The sequence below is a fragment of the Methylosinus sp. DMC45 genome, assembly GCF_056313885.1.
On sequence record NZ_JBQUZK010000057.1, the window covers coordinates 1 to 18,377 of the forward strand.

Below are 18,377 nucleotides of genomic sequence, written 5' to 3' on the forward strand. Positions count from 1 at the left end.
GACGAGGCCCGGACTGTCGCCCCAGCTCTGCGAGAGCAGGCGGCCCAGAGGCGCGCCGTCGAGTTCCCGATCGAGTATCTCGCCCAGCGGCGTCTGGGATCGCTCCTCAATGCTCATTGCAATCCCTCCAGATAGCGCAGGAGGTCCACGAGCTCGGCGGAGCGAAGGCCCATGGCCGGCATCTTCGCGCCGGGCTTCAGCGCCTGCGGATCGACGATCCATGCTGCGAGATGGCCGCGTGTCATCGGCGCGGCTCCGGCGGCGATGGTGCTGCGGCTCGCGAGATGAGTGAGATCCGGGCCAATGGTCGCGGCGGCGGTCGCGCCGCGCAGCTGATGACATGCGGCGCAGGCGTGGGAGGCGAAGATTTGCGCGCCTCTCTGCCCGGCCGCGTCGCGTGGTGGCTCCGCAGGCCTCAGCTGCGCGTCCCGCCATGCGTCGAATGCCTCGCGGGCCTCGGCTATGACGATTACGGCCATATGGGCGTGCTGGCGTCCGCAGAACTCCGCGCATTGCCCTCGGTATACGCCTGGCTTATTCGCCACGATACGCAAACGATTCTCTCGGCCTGGAATGAGATCTTCCTTCCCGGCGACGCTCGGAATCCAGAGGGAGTGGATAACGTCCGCAGAGCGGAGTCGCAGCTCGACGAATTCGCCCGCCGGGATGTGTATCTCATTGGCGACCGCGAAAATATGGTCGGGCCGCGGGTCGAGATATCGCGCCCCCCACCACCACTGACGGCCTGTGATCTCGATCGTCAGTCGCGGCGTCGCACCGCCGATGCGCGCCACCCTGCGGTCGACGAAGAAGCTGACGACCGTCAAGCCGACGATAATCATCGTCGTCGCGCCGACGGCGATGACGACCTTGAGCCTGTCGTGCTTCTCGCGGCGATCGTCGAGCGGCAGGGGAGCCGCCGGCGCCCCGCGCGCGCGCAGGCCTGAAAAGAGCGCCGCCGTCACCATGAGCCATACGAAAGCGCAGACGCCAGCGAAGAGCCAGAACAGCGAAGAGATTTCGGAGGCGCTCTCGCCTCGCGGATCGAGAATCGAAGCGTCCGGCGAGCAGCCGAGGAGGAGCGTCGCGCAGGCACAGAGGATGACCTGTGCGCGTGAGCTCACGGGCGCGGTATCTCCGCAGAGCCGGACAGCAGGGTTCTCGAATCGTCACGGAGTCGCGTCAATCTCATTCATTCGCACTCGCGGCAGCAAAGAGGCTCCGGCGCAGAACGTGACGGGAGAGCGGCGCGTTTCACAGCGCGCCGCTTTGGCGGCCGCCTGCTCGCTGTTCATCACGAACTATGGAACGCCCAATCTGATCTTCGGGTTCCTCGCTTCGTCCGAACTGTTTCACGCGGCCGAGCGCGACAGGCTTTCGCGAGGGGAACCGCTCGTCGCTTCCGTCGTTGTGGGGCAAAGGAAGAGGAGATTTCTCATGAAGGCGGTTGTCTTTCACGGAACCGGAGACATTAGAATAGATGATGTTCCCGAGCCGAAGCTCGTGGAGCCGACCGACGCGATAGTGCGTCTCACCGCCTCCGCCATTTGCGGCACCGATCTTCACTTCGTGCGTGGCAGCTTCTCCGGGATGATTCCCGGGACGATCTTGGGCCACGAGGGCGTCGGCGTCGTCGAGGAGGTCGGGCCCATGGTGCGCAATTTCCGCCCCGGCGATCGCGTCGTCATCGGCTCGACCATCGCCTGCGGGAGCTGCGCCTATTGCCGCGCGGGCTATTTCGCGCAATGCGACGAGGCCAATCCGCACGGCAAGCGGGCAGGCACTGCATTTTTCGGCGGCCCGGGCTCCGCCGGCCCCTGGAATGGGCTGCAAGCGGAGAAGGCGCGCATCCCTTACGCCAATGTCGGCATGTTCAAAGTGCCAGATCAAGTCGCGGACGACCAGGCGATATTGATCTCCGATATTTTTCCGACCGGCTGGTTCGGCGCGGAGCTCGCCGACATCAAGCCCGGCCGCACCGTCGCCATATTCGGATGCGGGCCCGTCGGACAATTCGCGATCGCCAGTGCGCGTCTGCAAGGCGCAGGCAGGATTTTCGCCGTTGATCATCATCCGGATCGCCTGCGCATGGCGCAGCGCCAAGGCGCCGAGACGATCGATTTCGAGCGCGAGGATCCGGTCGAGCTCATCTTGCAGGCGACCGGCGGCATAGGCGTCGATCGCGCGATCGACGCTGTCGGCGTGGACGCCGAGCACGCTCATCAGGGCCCCGCCGCCTCCAGTCTCGCGAAGGCCGGGACGGCGTTGAGCGCCGCGGCCGCGTCTCTGCGCAGGCCGCATGGTCATTCCTGGACGCCGGGCGACGGCCCCGATCAGGCATTGCTCTGGGCGGTGGACGCTCTCGCCAAAGCCGGGACACTGTCCATCATCGGCGTCTATCCGCCAGACCACAAATCATTTCCGATTGGTCAGGCAATGAACAAGAATTTGACGGTGAGAACGGGCAATTGCCATCATCGCAAATATATTCCGCATCTGCTCGATCTTGTCACCGCCAATTTGATCGACCCGGCCAACATACTCACCAGGACGGAGCCCATGCGAAACGCCGTCGACGCCTATGAGGCCTTTGATTCGCGCGAAACAGGATGGATGAAGGTGGAGCTTCTGCCGGCGACGTGAGGCCGATATCGCTCTACGCCGCCGGACCGTTGAATGACCGCGGGATACCATTCGGATCAGGCCGGTTCGTTCGACTTCGTCGCGCTGCTTTTGAAATGGAAGCTGTTGCTTCCGGTTCCGACGCCGCTTCCAGGTGTGGTGGGATTTCACCGGCGACGCTCGCAAAAATGACGCGGGTGTAGTAGCCTCGAGCCTGAATCCATTACGACGTTTATGGTTAGAGTGAGGTTCGGAGCATGGCGCTGGAAAACCTCTATCAGCTCCTATGTGAGGAGCCGCCCAGGGGATCGTCGACACTTTGGACGAGCCGCTGCTGCTACTGGACGAGAGCCAGTGTGTAATCAAGGCCAACCCCGCTTTTTTGAAAGCATTCCACGTCGAACTGATCGATACCAAGTCTAAATCACTCTTTGCCCTCGGTAATGGGCAGTGGGACATCCCTGAATTGCGACGGCTCCTCAGTGAAGTGATCCCGAAATCTCAGGCCGTACTCGGATTCGAGGTAAACCATGACTTTCCGTCGATAGGCCGCCGCACCATGCTGGTAAGTGCGCGACGGCTGGTCCTGGAAAGCAATAACAGCACAATCCTGCTCGTGATGTTCAAGGATATAACAGAGACGCGCAATGCCGAGAACGACCTTCTGCTCGCCGAGACCCGCCATCGAATAAAAAACGTGCTGACCGTTGTGCATACGATTGCCTTCCGAACAGAGACTAGAGGGCGATCAGCCGTAGAATACCGCGATACATTTTTGGGTCGCTTGGATGCCTTCCTCACCGCCGACGATCTTGCAGCCCAATCCGGCGAGACCGGAGTTGATCTGGCGGCGATCATCGACGACGCGCTGCGCTCCGATGTAAGCCAGCTCCGCGTCGAGCCCGGTCCCCCGATCCAGGTCGAACGATCCAGCGTTCGACCGCTTCGCATGATTCTTCACGAGCTGACGACGAATGCCTTCAAATACGGTGTGTTGTCGAGTCCGGACGGGGTTGTGCAACTGAGCTGGAGCATGCCGGACGCGGACACCGGGCGGCCCTTCAGCTCAATTGGCGGGAAGAAGGAGGTCCCCCTGTGAAATCCTCCCACTGTCCGGGCTTCGGAATGAAAATGATAGAAAGCAGCGCTGAAGCCGGTGGTGGGAAGGCAGAACTGCGTTTTGAACCCGATGGTATACGCGCTCTGATAGTAATTCAGGCAGCGGATAAGCTGACATGCTCCGACGCCGGGTTTCAGGATCTTTAACTCTGGATGGGGCAGGTTCCGCTCGAACTCCTGTCAGAAGCAAACGCACCCAGACTGCAGCGGAAAGCTTCGCCGCACGCGGTGGCGTGCCCGCGCGCGACGATCGTGTCCCATGGCCCTTGAAGTCGAACGGCCCGCTGAAGTGGGTCGCTTAGCGCCGGTTGCCGCCAGCTATGCCTCCAGCGCCGCCGCCTGATCCTTCGCGCGAGCTACCGGCGTGCGAAGCTCCACCCTTTCCAATTCCGCCTCCACTTTCCTGCAGTCGTGAGCGGGACGCGTCTGGCGTTGCTGAACGGTGCTCCCAGCTTCCGGCTCCTCCGCGCCGCCGCTCGTCGACGCCCTGCCTTCTATTGCCGATGTAAGCGCCCGTCCGGTAGCCTCCCCTCCACGCAGGCGCTCTGAATAGACGTTGCCGCGCCCACGAAGCCGTTCGTAGGCATAGTTTGGCGAAGCCCCCCGTCTTTGGCGGTCGTACGCTTGACGACGAACGCCACGAAGAGCCGCGTAGGAGCCGCCGCCGCCTGTAGGAGTATTTCGGACAAACGCACTTCGCGACCAGATACCGGGCCCGGGCGTGGAGTAACGAGAACTTGACCACTTTCAGCACGTCGCACGACCTGAGAAGCAAATGCCAACCCTTCGGTAAGGAACTTCCGACCGACCGGGAAGTTGAATAGGTCGGGAATATGGGCGCGATGATGGAACTGAAATGTTGTCGAATCGTCCGGTAGCCGGTCCCGAAGGGCTGAATCGTCGTCTGAAGATCGCTCAAATCGCGCCTCTTACGGAAAGCGTACCGCCGAGCCGCTATGGTGGTACGGAGCGCGTTGTCTCTTTCCTCACTGAAGAGCTTGTTTCACTCGGTCATGATGTGACGCTTTTCGCAAGCGGAGGCTCGAAAACGTCGGCGCGTTTGATCTGTTGTAGCGATGTTCCTCTTCGGCAAGATGGCTCCTCTGATCCCGTGTTGTGGAATTTGCTGATGTTGGAAGCAGTGCGCCGCATGACGGCTCAGTTCGACGTGCTGCATTTTCATGTCGAGAACATGCATTTTCCGTTATTTCAAGACATGTCAGCTGGGATTGTCACGACTTTGCATGGTCGGCAGGATCTGCCGAATCTTGTGAAGCTATACGACATGTTCCCTAAAATGCCCTTGGTCTCGATCTCAGACGCGCAACGTGTCCCCGTCCCGCGCGCGAATTTCATTGCCACAGTTCCGAATGGCCTGCCGCAGGGCCGGTTCACATTGTCGATTGATCGACGTCGCAGCTATCTCGCATTCCTCGGACGTGTCTCTCCGGAAAAGGGATTAGTTCAGGCTGTTGCAATCGCGATCGCCGCGGGTATCCCGCTCAAAATTGCCGCGAAAGTAGACCGCACAGAGGAGGCCTATTTCCAGCGTGAGATCGTGCCCCTTCTCGGCACACCCAATATTGAATTTTTGGGCGAGATCGATGATAGCCGCAAGAACAGCTTTTTAGGCGCAGCGGCTGCTCTATTGTTCCCAATTCAATGGCCTGAGCCTTTCGGAATGGTGATGATCGAGGCAATGGCGTGCGGAACGCCGGTGCTGGCGTTTCGGCATGGCTCGGCCGCTGAGGTAATCGACGATGGCGTAAGTGGGGTGCTCGTGCGTAGCGTTGATGAGGGATTGGCAAGGTTAGAGGAGCTGTTAAGTCTCGATCGCGCGCGCGTCCGCCGCTGCTTCGAAGCCCGCTTCACTTCTAGACGCATGGCGAGTGATTACGTAGCAGTGTATCGTCGCCTTCAGTTGGTATCGAACGGAAGGTCTTCTCTACGCTCTCGAATAGCGCGACGGGCTGAATTCAATGGTGCAAAGATCGAGCTGAAGAGATATCCGTCTTGATACTTCGCTTGGCCTCCTTCGCTCGAGGCGCGGGTCGATTTCCATTGGTTCGGCGAAAAGCGCGTGAAGGCCGTGAGCTTGTCGTCGGACTACTCCAGGTTCAACGCCTTGTGTTTCGCTTCGATCTGCTGGTTCACGTCGGCTTGGATTATCTCCCGGCATGCGAGCGAGGAGTTTGCGATGTGTGGGCGCAGTGCAGCACTGAACCGCTGTATCGGACCCCAAGGCTTTGAACGCCTTCTTCACGCTTGGCGCACGGTCGCCGTCGACGAGAGCGCCCGACACGCGGTCTCGCTTTCCACACTCTTATTCTTGATCGCAAGCAGATCGTTCTACCCATCAGGCACCGAGGACGCTAGCAGCGAGACCGAGGTCGCCTTCTTGTATAGCCGACGGCCTATGAATCATCTTGTTACGCCAATGGAACAGAATTGCTGCAAATGAGGCACCGCATACGGCGAAGCGCCGCTCTGACTGGAGGTCGACTATGTCTTCCGATCGCTATAGCGTCAGCCTCTCGCTGGAGGCTGAATCGGTTGTCATGCGCGGTGCGGTTCCGACCGCGGCAGGGGCCCATGATGTCGAGACATTGGCAAGAAAAATGTCGCCTAGCGGTAAAGTAGTCAATCTTCTAATCATAGGGGCACAGCAGGACGAGGTCTACGAATCGGGTCTTGGAACGTTCCCAGCGAGTGACCCTCCTTCATGGACGTCCGGACGCCAGCGGCTCGATCCTGGGGCCTCAGCATGCGCCGCCAGGATCGACCGTCGGCGCCGTCGACCGTGATCGTCATCGTCCCTGTCTGGGCGTGGCAAGTCGCGCGATCGACGAAGAATTGTGAATTCGATAGCGAGCTTGGTCTTCTCGCTGATCAGCGAGAGCATTTGTCGCGGCTCGAACTCGAGCGAAGCCAAAATGAGACGAGTTTATTCTTCTGGCATTCTGTCGGCGTCGTCATGGGGGCAGATCGCGGTCGGCCTGAGGCCGTTGGAGGCGCTTCGGCGGAACGTCAATGCGGTTCGATCAGGAGAGAAGAAATCGATTACAGTCGATGGCCACGAGGAGATCATGCCTCTGGTGGCCGAAGTGAGCTCCCTGCTGGAGGCGAAAGCGAAAGCAGTCGAAAGCGCCAAGGCGGGCGCCGCCAATTTGGCGCACGCTCTGAAGACGCCTCTCGCCATTCTCGCGACGGATGCGGAACGGCTCCGGAAGACGGTCGAGATGAGATCGCCGACGAGTTCCAGGAGCTTGCGTTCGGCATGCGGCGTCACATAAATCGAGAGCTGTCGCGGGCGCGGTTGCAGTCGCTCGCCGGCTCGCCTGTCCAAGCGACGCCTCTTCGAAACGTGGTGGAAAGCTTGACGAGAGCGTTCATGCGAATGCCGCGTGGCGGCGCTCTGTCCTGGCGATTGGACATTCCTGCGGATGTGACGATCGGCATGGGCGTCGAAGAAGCCACGGAGCTGTTTGGCGCGCTCCTGGAAAATGCGGTCAAATGGGCCGTCACGGAAGTCCGTGTATCGGCGGAATGCGAACGCGTGTTGTCGATCCTCGTCGAGGACGACGGTCCAGGAGTTCCCCCCGAGAAGCTCGTCGACCTCGGGCAGCGTGGCGTTCGCCTCGACCAAAAGACCGAGGGCACCGGGCTCGGGCTATCCATCTCGTCGGACATCGTCGACGCCTATGGCGGGCAAATTCGCTTCGGGACTTGTAGCCCTCATGGGTTTCAGGCGATCATCACGCTACCCGGGATGATGGCGCTCAGAAGCATTTGTTCGCCTTCAGCTCGTAGACCCAGGCGGCGCACTCGTTCTGGCGTCCGTCGTGTTGCCTCATGCAATTATTGTAATTCGTTTCGATCGCCAGGCATAATGCGACGTTGCGGGACGCCGCCCACGGCCTCGAGCGCGCTGACATGGGCGTCGATCCAATCGGGGAGCGTCTGCGTCCAGCTCGCCTTGGCGAAAGTGAGGCTCGACGCGCCGAGCACGGCGACGAATATCTGCGCCATGCGAAGCTCGCCGGTGAGCCTGTCGATGACGACCGGGACGCCTTCGCCGGCGTAATCGACGAACAGCCGCTCGCCGGCGGCGTGCGTCCGCCGCATCGTGACCGACAGCGTCTTTTCGAAGGCGCGATAGAGCTCACAAAAACGCGAATAGCTGTAGCCGCCCGGATTGGCGGCGATATATTCGTCCCACAAAATCGTCAGGGTGACGTGCTTGCGCTTCAACTCGCGATGCACGCCCGTCCAGTCCGGCTCCTCGGCTCGCCGATGGCCCTGTTTGCTTCGCCGGGCGGCGTAGAGCGCCTGCGCCAGCGCGTCGTCGTTCATCCCCTCCGGCAGCGGCCAGGCAGTCCGGCGCTCTCCGCGCGCTCGATCGTCGCCCGCACCGTCGAGCGCGGCATGTCGAGACGCCGGGAAATCTCGTGGCCGAAACCGATGTGGACTTCAGCCGAATAATCTCGCGCGCATGGCGCATCGTAATCCGCTCCGCTGGCATGGGCCGCTCCCCTTGGATTGCCAAAGGAGCGATCTGATCAGGCCAACGACGGAGCCCGTCACTGCACGAAATCACCCGGGCGGGATCATTCCGTTACAGGGGGCGAGATTATCTCGTAATCGGGGGGCGCCATCATCTCGTTTTAGGGGGGGCGCCTTCAGTCGGAATCACCACATTCGGGCGGTTGTGGCGACATCGGCCGCTCGCATGCATTCTTTTCACGTCGTCCAAAACCGACGGCGGGGAATAGCCCGATGATAAAAATCGAAGTCGAGCGGCTAAACGCCGAAGTGCTGCTCGCGGCTCTCCAGCGGAGGCTCGAGATCATTCATCATATTGAGAATAATCATTCAGAGCGAATGTCGAAGGCGCTCCAAGGGGAGCGCGACGCGATAGTTCCGATAATCGTGGCGATCGAGCAGGCACTAAAGAAAGCGCCGCGTCAGTGATTATCGCGTTGGAGCTTCTTTCGGGTATCCCGTAGAGAAAACCCCCAGTAACTCACATAGCTAGAAGCATTTGAGTTTAGGACGATTTTTACTAGAATTGAATCGGCGCACGAACGTCATCAAGCACGAACGCCAACGCCAAGAGAGTACTCGGCCGCTACCGATCTTGTGAGTATGGAAGGCATTGACGGGCATTGACGAGGTGCCCGCGTCAACTAACTGTTTCGAGGCAAACTCGATTCGAGGAACCATCCGGGAGAGCGGCATGCGGGCGGCCACTTGTCGCCCGCATGCACTTTCGTATCTGAAGCAAAGGAGTGGGCATGGCGAACGACATGCGCCCCCTCACCGTCGAACCGCGCGAGCGGAAACGCTGCATTCGATTTTCTGCGCATTCGGACGAAATGCGCTTGTGGACGGCCGGCGACGTGCGTTGAACTTCCTGGCCGCCGGGGCGACTGCGCCCGAAATGAGGAGTGCTGTGCTCGCTGCCGGATCCCATCGCGTAGCTAACCGAGCTGACGCGCTCAATCCCGCAACTCATCACTGCGCCGCTCGATGACACCGCCGCGCGCGTTCGACTCTTCGAAACGCGGTTGGTTAAATGGTACCGGGCGAATTCCATTGCCCGACTGCTATCGAGCATTCCTGGCGTTGGGATCAGGGACGATCGCCGTGACAGACTGCCAGCCTGTTTCGTTCTGGACGCGAGTTCGCGGCGTGACGCCTCGGCAAAATTCCAGGGGAGGCAAGGATAGGCTCGGCGGCTCCAGCAAGCGCGGCGACAAATAACTCCGGGTCGCTACTTATCGCGGACGCGGTCGCCGTCTTACGCCGACGGCAACCGAGCAACGAAGGACGCATAAAAGGGTGCGTGTGCGCCGACCGGCGAAAGTGGCGGCCGTTGCGCTCGCAAAACGAACTGCCCGCGCCTCGATATGACGCTGTCAGCAATGAATTCCTGAACGGAAATTTTCTTATTGATTCCACGAGGGAGGATCGCTCGCGGGGAAGGATTCGACGCCTGCCTCATAGACCACGTCTTGACGGTCCTGAGCCTCCGAGATCGTCAGGAGATTGACTACCTTCCCGGACTCGGAGAATTTGCGCGCTATGGTCTCGGCCTCCTGGGCAGCCGCACGCGTCGCAACTGTTCCTCTCAAAACGGCCGTCCCGGACTCCACGGCAATGCTTATTCTTGTCGGCATTTGTCACGCCCCATTAGACGCGCAGCACTTGTTGAGTGCGGAACCCATACGGCAATGTCCCAAGCTTCTCGAAGATTTGCTCGATTCGAGCGCTGCGTCTTCGATCCAATCCGCCTCTCCACGCGAGCCGTATGATTGAAAGGCAGTGGGGGACAACGCGTTGCGGGACAAAAGGTTCCTGCCGACTGGAAACGGAGCGAGCGCTCAGCGAGCCATAGGAATGCCGATACGGAGCTTTCGTAGGTTGCCTTGGTCTGACCCGCAGTGATCATTGGGTCACCCCACGTTGTGGGCGAGGTGCATTGCGCTCGCCGTGATTGCGCCCCTACGGCTCGTGATGAGCAGAAAGAAGATCGGCGTGTGAGTAGAAGGTAGAGCCACAACCGACCGCGTGCCTAGAGCATTGAACAGTCGTCATATGGATTATGCTCCAAAAAATGACAAAAATACGATGTATGGTTCGTATGAGCTTCGAGGATGGCCGGTTATAAAAAAACAAATTGATACGAAAATCATTCTCGTTAGGCTCGGACTGATCGTGATCCGAGTGCTTTCATCGAGGCGGAACTCCCGTCGTGGAGGGCTGAGCGAGCGTCGAACCCGAGAAGGGTGACAGGTTCGGCCAACGCGAGCATAGTAGCGGTTCCGCCAGTACGGCAACCCATTCCGCCGATCACATGGCGGACAGCAGCAGCGGCCAGTCATGATTTTTCTCAGTCGTTTCAGTGTTGCCGCAAAGATTGCAGCTGGCTTCGGCATCCTCATTTGCCTTTTGATCGCGGTCGCTACCGTCTCGTATCAGGGCCTCACCGCTGCCAAGAAAGACTTCGTCGAGTATCGGCGATTGGCGCGCCAGAATAACGCGCTCGCTCGTATCCAAACCAATCTGGACGAAACCCGTTTGCACGCCGGAGAATGGTTCCTCGGAGGTCGAGAAGAGTCGATTCGTAGACTGCGCGACGATGCTGCTCGGTTGAGCCCAACGATTACCGAGGCGACGAGGCTCTTCGACGAGGATCGGCATGTGCTCGAGGTCTTAAATCGAATCGAAGCAGATGGACGCGCTTATGTCGCGGCCTTTGTCGAGGTGGCAGAGCTCGGAAAGCCGCGAGCAGGCGAACAAGACAGCAAGGATGCGCGTGAGAGAGATCGTTTGCTTCGCGATATGTTGGATAGACAGGGGCCAGCCATAGACTCGGCGATCGAGACGATGAGGCTCGCCAATCTCGCCAGGCAGGACGACCTGGGGCCACGCGCCAGCGCAGATGTCGAGCAGACGGCGACGACCGCGGTAGTGGTATCGGCGGTCGCCATCCTGTCCGGTCTGGTTGCTGCGGCTCTCATGAGCGCGGCGATCATTCGTCCGATCACGGCCATGACGGGAGCCATGCGCCAATTGGCGGACGGCAATCTCGCCGTCGCCATCCCTGCGCAAGATCATCGTGACGAGATCGGTGTCATGGCGGCTGCTCTTCAATTCTTCAAAGAGGCGCTAATCCGTCGAGAGAGACGCCGAGCGCTGAACGCCGAATTGGCGGAGCTTTCGGTCGCCCTGCAGCTCGCGACCACTCCGTCGGCATTCGCCGAAACACTGTTGAACTTTCTGTCTCCGCATCTTTCAGCGGGTCTGGCTCTTTTCTATGTCCGGGAGACCGGAGGAGAACGCTTTCACGTTGCCGGCGCCTATGCCTGTGACGCGAGCCGAGCGTTGCGCGGATCCTTCTCGAAGGGCGAAAGTTTACCTGGACAATGCGTCGCGACTGGGCGGATGATCGTCATCACGGACTTGCCGCCCGGCAGCCATGTCATCGGGTCCGGTCTGACGGCGGGGACACCGGATGTTGTCGCTTGCGTTCCCGTCAGCGCCGCGGAAGGGGTGTTGGGCGTCATCGAATTCGCCCGCTACGGCCATGTCACTGAAGTTCATCGAGAGCTGCTCGATCTCGTGGTCCCCATCGTCGCGCTCAACCTCGGCTTGCTCGAGCGCAATCTGAAAACCAACGCGCTGCTCGCGCAGACCAGCGTGCAGGCCGAGGAGCTGCGAGCCCAAACGGATGAGCTACAAACATCCGAAGAGGAGCTCCGCCTTCAACGGGAAGAGCTCCAGGTCGCCAACGATCAATTGGCCGAAAAAACACATCGGCTGGAGGCACAAGCCCGAGAGCTCGAAGCCGCCAGGCTCGAGGCCGAACGCCGCGCCGACGAATTAGCCGAAGCGAGCCGCTACAAGTCGCAGTTCCTCGCCAACATGTCTCATGAACTGCGCACGCCTCTCAATAGCATACTGATCCTAGCCAATACGCTCGCCGAGGACGACAAGCTCGGCGCCGATCACGTCGAGTCGGCGAAAGTCATAGGCGAGAGCGGCGACCATCTGCTGGCTTTGATCAACGACATTCTCGATCTGTCTAAGATCGAGGCCGGAAAGCTGGAGCTCCTCGACGAAAACGTCCGTCTCGACGAGGCGCTGACTTCTGTGGCGAGGACATTCGCGACGCAAGCCGAACGCAAGGGTGTCGCACTGATCGTCGAAACGGATCCTGCGACGCCAGCCGTTATTCGCACCGATCGTCGACGCATCATCCAAGTTCTGTTCAATCTGGTCGGAAACGCTGTGAAATTCACCGATCGAGGTGAGGTGCGCGTTGTGACGTCGCCAGCCGAGGGCGGGGTTCGCTTCACAGTGTCGGACACGGGCGTCGGCATCGCGCCGAACCAGATCGAAACTGTCTTCAGCGCCTTCCAACAAGCGGACGGCGCCGCCTCCCGCCGCTATGGCGGGACTGGCCTCGGTCTGACGATCAGTCGCGACCTCGTGACGCTGATGGGCGGCCAGATCGAGGTCGCGAGCACACCCGGCGCGGGCAGCGCTTTTTCCGTATTTCTGCCGGTCCGGCCAGCATCAGAGGCGGAGGAAAGGCTCGGCTCGGAGCACAACACCAGAATGGTTCCCGATCCGAGTCCCGAAGAGAGGCCCGGAGCCTCCGATTCGACGATCCTACTCGTCGAGCCCGACCCGGATCTCGCGGCGATACTCGGCGAACTCGTTACCGGACTCGGTTATAGCGTCGTCTTCGCAGACAGCGGTGAAGGCGCCTCGACTGTGGCGAAGCAGGCTTCGCCGACCGCGATTCTTCTCGATCTCGACCTTAGGGACATGCCCGGGCCGGAGGCATTGCGGCACTTGAAATCGGATCCTCACAGCGCCCGGGTTCCCGTTTACGTCATTGCATCCAGCACCGACGACGCTCGTGCGGCAAAATCCGCGGGCGCGATGGGAAGCCTCGATAAGCCGGTCAAACGAGATGACGTCTTTGCCGCGCTGTCGACAATGCTCGACAGTCGCTTTCCTCCGTCTGGACGCCACCGCGTCCTCGTCGTCGACGACAATGCCATCGATGCGCAGGCGCTTCGAAAGCTGTTCCGGCGCGACGCCATCGACATCGTCGTCGCTGGCTCGGGAGATGAAGCCATACACCGGCTGACCGACACTCATTTCGACGCGGTGATCCTCGACCTGATGCTCCCTGATATGTCCGGGTTCACTCTGCTGGAGCGTGTCCATTCCGAGCCGGGGGGCCATCCTCCAGTCGTCGTCTATTCTGCTCATGACCTGACCACGGAGGACATCTACCAGCTGCGCACGTTCGCGGAGAGCGTGGTTTTCAAAGGGCGTGTACAAAGTCGACTACGCGAGGAGGTGCTCCAGGCCATCGAAGAACCGAACAACGAGAAGGTCATGTTCGATGCTCCGACTCTGGTTCGCGGTCATCGCTTGCTGCTTGTGGATGACGACCCGCGCAATCTGCTCGCGCTCACCAAAAGCCTACGCGCCAGGGGTTTCGACATCGAAGTCGCCTCCGGTGGCGCCAAGGCGCTAGAATTTTTGGGTTCTGCAAACTTCGACGCCGTCCTGACCGACATCATGATGCCGGATATGGATGGATACGAATTGATCCGTCGCATACGCTCCCTTTTCGACCGCCTGCCCATCATCGCGCTCACAGCCAAGGCGATGCCCGGAGACATCGAGCAATGCCTCCGATCGGGCGCGTCGGACTATCTAGCAAAGCCGATCGATTCCGAACGTCTTTTGGAGGCGCTGGGCCGATGGCTGACTTGACGCAAAGGCTCGTGAGGCGCGGTGAGATCGAAGACGTCGAGGTATCGCTCGTTCTGACAGCGCTCGAGCGACGCTGGGGTTACGACTTCACGGGATACGCACTGTCGGGCGTCAAGCGTCGTCTGGCCCGTCTCTGCGAAGCGCATGGCGCGGCTCGCGCGCTCGATCTTCTGGCGCCCATCCTTTCCGACGAGCGTACTGCCAGGTCGATCATCCACGGAATGTCGGTACCGACTTCGGAGTTCTTCCGTGATCCAGAAGTCTGGCGCTACTTGCGAGAAACGATCGTTCTTCAATTAGAAAGCTTTCCGCGCGTCAATATCTGGCAGATCGGCTGCGGGCGCGGAGAGGAGACCTATTCCCTCTCGATCCTGCTCCACGAACTGGGATTGTCCGCCAGGACGCGTCTGATCGTGACCGACTTCAACGCCGACCTCTTGGCCGCCGCCCGTGCAGGCGTCTGGGGCAAGTGCGAGCTCGATCACTGGACGCGCAACTACGCTGCGAGCGGCGGCGTCCGCGAATTCGAGAATTATTTCAATACCCGCGGCGACCAGATCGTCGTGGCGGACGGCTTGCGATGCTCCATCGAGTTCGTACAGCACAACCTCGTAACCGACGATGTCTTCCTCGAAGCCCAACTCATCGTTTGCCGCAATGTTTTGATATATTTCGGCCTTGAATTGCAGGAGCGTAGCCTCGATCTTTTCCAAAGAAGCCTTCAGCGCGGTGGATACTTGTTATTGGGTCGCTCGGAAGCTATTTTTGACGCCGCTGGAACGCTTGAGGACTTCGACGTCGTGCAGGATTGTTATCGAATTTACCGAAAGCCCGTGAGGATGCGGCCGCGAGTGAGCGTCTGACAATGGCCAATTCTTTCGACACAGATCCGCTAATGACATCCACGATCAAAATTCTGATCGTCGACGACGACGGGCCGACTCGCCACGCCATTCGTAAGGCGTTGAATGGGGTCGCGGTCGAGTTGCAGGAAGCATCGAGCGGCTTCGATGCCCTATCTCGGGCGCTCGTGCATGAATTTGCGTTGATCCTCCTCGACGTCCGAATGCCCGACATGGATGGACGCGAAGTCTGCGCAAGGCTTCGTTCCAATCCCAGAACCGCGAAGACGCCAATCATCCTCCTCACCGCCGCTCTGATCGCCGCCGAGGATGCGCTCAGCGGTTATGCCGAGGGCGCGACCGACTATTTGATCAAGCCGATCAGCAGCCAATTGTTGCGCGCCAAGGTCCAGGTCTTCGTGCGTCTGTTCGTTCAGCAGGAGGCCTTACGCGGGGCGATCGAGGCGGCGGACCGGGCCAAGGCCGAGGCCGAACGAGCTAGCCTCGCCCGATCGAAATTCCTGATGGCGGTAAGCCACGATCTACGTCAACCTGTTCAGTCCCTGGTTTTAGCGCAGGCGCTGCTCCAGCGCCGTAACGATGCTCCAGATCTCGTCACGAAAGCGCTCGAAATCATGGATTCCGCCTTGACCGGCCTGAATGGCTTGTTGACAGGCGTGATCGATATTTCCCAGTTCGACGCCGGCGTCGTTACGCCTCATATGGGAGCCGTCGATGTTACGCAGATCCTCAGCCGGTTGTCGCGAGAATATTCTCTCGCAGCAGCCGATAAAGGGCTGCGCGTCGTTCTTTTCCGTGGATCGACGCGACACGTTCGAGCCGATCCGGTTCTGCTCGAACGCATGATCCGCAATCTAATCGAAAACTCGCTGCGGTATACGGCGCGTGGGGGCATTCTGCTGGCGGCGCGCCGTCGATCCGAACGGCTCGCGGTCGAGGTGATCGACACAGGTGTCGGCATTCCGGTTCAACAGCAGGAGTTGATTTTCGAAGAATTCTATCGCCTCGGCGGCTCCGTCGGCGATCGCGCGCAGGGCCTAGGTCTCGGTTTGTCGGTCGTGGCCCGCCTCGCCCGACTTATCGGCGCGGAAGTCGGAGTAACGTCGAACGTCGGCCGGGGCTCACGCTTTTCTATCCTCCTGCCGTTCGACGAGGTCGCGCGACGAGGGATGTATCCGCAGGTGCGAGAAAGGCGCTGCATTCTGCTGATCGAAGACAATGCCGCCTTGCGCGCTGGCTTGCTTACAATGGTCGAAGGTTGGGGATACGATGTTCTAGCCGCCGAAACGGGAGAAGATGCGTTCGCCATCGTCGCGGAAGCAGCAGCGGATATCGACGCCATTCTCACCGACTACCATTTGGGGCTTGGCCAAACAGGCGCTGTCGTCGCCCGTCGGATATGCGAGCGCGCCCGCCGGGCCATACCTACTCTGATCGTGACCGGAGACACCGACCCGGCGCGCATCTCCGACGCCCATGCTAATGGCTTCGAAATGCTCCACAAGCCGATCGGCGCAGAGGAACTGCGCCGTAAGCTCGCCTCCCTCGTGAAGGAAGTCACTCCCGGCGATAGCCTCGGAAAATGAACTTTTCGAATGACAAACATGCCTCGACTACAATGTAATCCGCGGCGGCAAACGAAATTGACTACCTCGTTTTAAACGGCTGACGACGAGCCGAGCCTTTATTGATGTGGCGGAATCTTCAACGCCGCTTCCAAAGCGATCAGCGCCGGGATTATCGCCGATTTTTCCCGTTCGAACTCATCGGCTAGGTTCGTTTCGCCGGTCTTTTCCATGGCATGAACGACCTCTAGACGTCGCTCCAGGACATCGATCAAGTCTGTTGCAACGGCGCGCTCTAGCTCGATTTTTATCATCGTTATCTCCGTCCTCTCGGAGAAGCCGGACGAAGATTATCCGCAACCTCCAAATTTTGAAATGCCAAAATAAGGCCCCGTCCGTATCGCCAATTCGTGTCAATGTCGCATTGGCGAGGGCTGCAGCATTTCGCGAAATCGGCGCAGAAGCCCTTCGGCGCGCTCGCGCTCGCCGTGCGTGGCCGCTTTCCCTTTGCTGAGCCGCCGCCAAGAGAGCATCGGAACGTCGACCCTTTCAGCTAGGGAAATCTTTCGAGGGGGCCAGTGGGTCAGATGGGGCGCGATCTCGGCCGAAGATCGCAGCCGCGTGCAACCCGTCGAGAGCGATCTCGACAAATGTTCAGGAGCAAAAAGTCGGCAGAAAGCCGCCGGGATGAGCGAGGTCCAGCCGATCCTGCCTTCGCGACGCTCTGCCGGAAAGGAGTGTGATTTCTTCCCGATAGGCCCAGACCCGAAGATCGATCCAAAGCGTCGTGTCGTCGACCTCCAGCGTCGACTTCGCAACCCGCCTTTGCGCGACATAACCCGGGCCATGGCTCATGAGGCGCCGCAAGCGCGTGCGTCCGACCTCGCCGCTTGCGAGGAGGCCGCGTCCAGCGAAGCCGTGCAAAGGCTTGAACACGAAATCGCTTTTCTCGCGCGCGAGCCGATCGACGTTCTCGCGGCGCAGGACATGCGTTTCCGGAACGTGCTCGCGTAACATGCGCCGGTCGTCCAGAGAAATCCCCAATTCGTCATCCCGCTGCGGAAGCGACAGCCATTCGAGCAGTCGCTTGTCGCTGCGCGTCGAGTAGGGATTTGGCGTAACGTAGACGACCCCGCTCTGGTGCGCATCGCGCAGAGCCGAGAGCTCTTCGGATTCCCACAAGAAATCGGTCGAGCGATTGACGACGAAATTGAATATTTGTCCATCGAACAGCAAATTTCGACCGTCCGACCGGAGGTCTCCGGGAGCCCCGAGACGCACTCGCCGACCCTGCCGTCCGAGGAGGTCAGAGAGCAACAGCAGCTCTCGTCGAAATCTGCCGTCGCGCAAAGATTGCGCATCATCCAGTATGAGGATCGAATTGTCGGCGGCCTCTTCTCCAAAATACGCTTTCGCCTCCTGCTCCACCTTCTTGACGACGCGCTGCTCGACATCGGCGAAGGTCGGCGGCGGCTCGATGGCGCCGTCGATCGCTCCCCCGAGCTCGAAATAGAGACGGTTGATCGCGGCGGCGAGGAGGAGGCCCGAGCCATTGTCGTTGAACTCGATGAGCCACCAGCCGCCTTCGGGCGGAAGATGGAAATCCCATGCGCTGAAGAAACAGACCTCCGGGCTCGTGCGCGACGCGACCATGGGCGCCTCGCGACGAACCGCGGCGCGCCATTGCTCGCCGGCCGTGATCCTGTCGAAGCGACGGATGAAATCGCCGATCTCATCGACAATGTCGCGCGAGACGATCTGATGCGCGGCCGAGACGGAAAACTCCTCCGGAACCGCGCCGAGCCCGGCGGTTGTGAGAGCGGCGAAGAAGCTCTTCGCGACTTCCCCATCCGGACGCAATTGCCGCCCTCGTCGGCTGCTCAACGTCACGATATCGCCGCTCCGT

At 60.2% G+C, this 18,377-nt stretch carries 13 protein-coding genes and 2 pseudogenes; 10 read left to right on the forward strand and 5 right to left on the reverse strand.

From position 1 onward, the window contains the following. Nucleotides 1–113 precede the first annotated feature (113 nt). A complete protein-coding gene (locus ACT53T_RS21960; RefSeq protein ID WP_476162836.1) occupies nucleotides 114–1,124 on the reverse strand; it encodes a cytochrome c oxidase subunit II in 1,011 nt (336 codons plus the stop codon). Nucleotides 1,125–1,437: 313 nt separating this feature from the next. On the opposite strand from ACT53T_RS21960, the gene ACT53T_RS21965 reads away from it, so the two are divergent. The 6 genes and pseudogenes from ACT53T_RS21965 to ACT53T_RS21990 all read left to right on the forward strand — a co-directional run. Then, nucleotides 1,438–2,643, forward strand: coding sequence for a zinc-dependent alcohol dehydrogenase (locus ACT53T_RS21965; protein ID WP_476162837.1), 1,206 nt, complete (start codon nucleotides 1,438–1,440; stop codon nucleotides 2,641–2,643). Nucleotides 2,644–2,676: 33 nt separating this feature from the next. Next, complete coding sequence (locus ACT53T_RS21970; RefSeq protein ID WP_476162838.1) at nucleotides 2,677–2,814, forward strand: hypothetical protein; 138 nt, start codon at nucleotides 2,677–2,679, stop codon at nucleotides 2,812–2,814. A 127-nt stretch (nucleotides 2,815–2,941) separates the two neighbouring features. Continuing rightward, on the forward strand, nucleotides 2,942–3,721 hold the full coding sequence (locus ACT53T_RS21975) for an HWE histidine kinase domain-containing protein (RefSeq protein ID WP_476162839.1): 780 nt from the start codon (nucleotides 2,942–2,944) through the stop codon (nucleotides 3,719–3,721). 924 nt (nucleotides 3,722–4,645) lie between these two features. Continuing rightward, nucleotides 4,646–5,758, forward strand: a complete 1,113-nt coding sequence (locus ACT53T_RS21980; protein WP_476162904.1) for a glycosyltransferase family 4 protein — start codon at nucleotides 4,646–4,648, stop codon at nucleotides 5,756–5,758. An 856-nt stretch (nucleotides 5,759–6,614) separates the two neighbouring features. Beyond that, nucleotides 6,615–7,034, forward strand: a complete 420-nt coding sequence (locus tag ACT53T_RS21985) for a hypothetical protein (protein WP_476162908.1) — start codon at nucleotides 6,615–6,617, stop codon at nucleotides 7,032–7,034. A 164-nt stretch (nucleotides 7,035–7,198) separates the two neighbouring features. Then, nucleotides 7,199–7,495, forward strand: a pseudogene (locus ACT53T_RS21990) (ATP-binding protein); the annotation flags it as partial. A gap of 146 nt (nucleotides 7,496–7,641) precedes the next feature. Here the strand turns inward: ACT53T_RS21990 and ACT53T_RS21995 are convergent. Continuing rightward, a pseudogene (locus ACT53T_RS21995) lies at nucleotides 7,642–8,242 on the reverse strand (IS21 family transposase); the annotation flags it as partial. Nucleotides 8,243–8,517: 275 nt separating this feature from the next. On the opposite strand from ACT53T_RS21995, the gene ACT53T_RS22000 reads away from it, so the two are divergent. Beyond that, nucleotides 8,518–8,712 carry a hypothetical protein gene (locus tag ACT53T_RS22000; RefSeq protein ID WP_476162840.1) on the forward strand — a complete coding sequence of 65 codons (195 nt, stop codon included), beginning with the start codon at nucleotides 8,518–8,520 and terminating at the stop codon, nucleotides 8,710–8,712. 977 nt (nucleotides 8,713–9,689) lie between these two features. Here the strand turns inward: ACT53T_RS22000 and ACT53T_RS22005 are convergent. Next, nucleotides 9,690–9,920: a BON domain-containing protein gene (locus ACT53T_RS22005; RefSeq protein ID WP_476162841.1), complete on the reverse strand. Its 231-nt coding sequence runs from the start codon at nucleotides 9,918–9,920 to the stop codon at nucleotides 9,690–9,692. A 703-nt stretch (nucleotides 9,921–10,623) separates the two neighbouring features. On the opposite strand from ACT53T_RS22005, the gene ACT53T_RS22010 reads away from it, so the two are divergent. The 3 genes from ACT53T_RS22010 to ACT53T_RS22020 are packed head-to-tail and all read left to right on the forward strand — an operon-like array spanning nucleotide 10,624 to nucleotide 16,492. Further along, nucleotides 10,624–14,043 (forward strand): response regulator, encoded by a 3,420-nt coding sequence (locus ACT53T_RS22010; RefSeq protein ID WP_476162842.1) that lies wholly within the window; start codon nucleotides 10,624–10,626, stop codon nucleotides 14,041–14,043. Then, nucleotides 14,031–14,906, forward strand: coding sequence for a CheR family methyltransferase (locus ACT53T_RS22015; RefSeq protein WP_476162843.1), 876 nt, complete (start codon nucleotides 14,031–14,033; stop codon nucleotides 14,904–14,906). Before ACT53T_RS22010 ends, ACT53T_RS22015 begins: the two co-directional genes overlap by 13 nt. Before the next feature lie 32 nt (nucleotides 14,907–14,938). After that, nucleotides 14,939–16,492, forward strand: coding sequence for a response regulator (locus ACT53T_RS22020; protein ID WP_476162844.1), 1,554 nt, complete (start codon nucleotides 14,939–14,941; stop codon nucleotides 16,490–16,492). Nucleotides 16,493–16,590: 98 nt separating this feature from the next. Here the strand turns inward: ACT53T_RS22020 and ACT53T_RS22025 are convergent, their stop codons facing one another. Both ACT53T_RS22025 and ACT53T_RS22030 read right to left on the reverse strand, forming a co-directional pair. Further along, entirely contained in the window at nucleotides 16,591–16,785 is a 195-nt protein-coding gene (locus ACT53T_RS22025) for a hypothetical protein (RefSeq protein ID WP_476162845.1), read from the reverse strand. A 340-nt stretch (nucleotides 16,786–17,125) separates the two neighbouring features. After that, nucleotides 17,126–18,361 (reverse strand): ATP-grasp domain-containing protein, encoded by a 1,236-nt coding sequence (locus tag ACT53T_RS22030; protein ID WP_476162846.1) that lies wholly within the window; start codon nucleotides 18,359–18,361, stop codon nucleotides 17,126–17,128. Nucleotides 18,362–18,377: the final 16 nt, after the last annotated feature.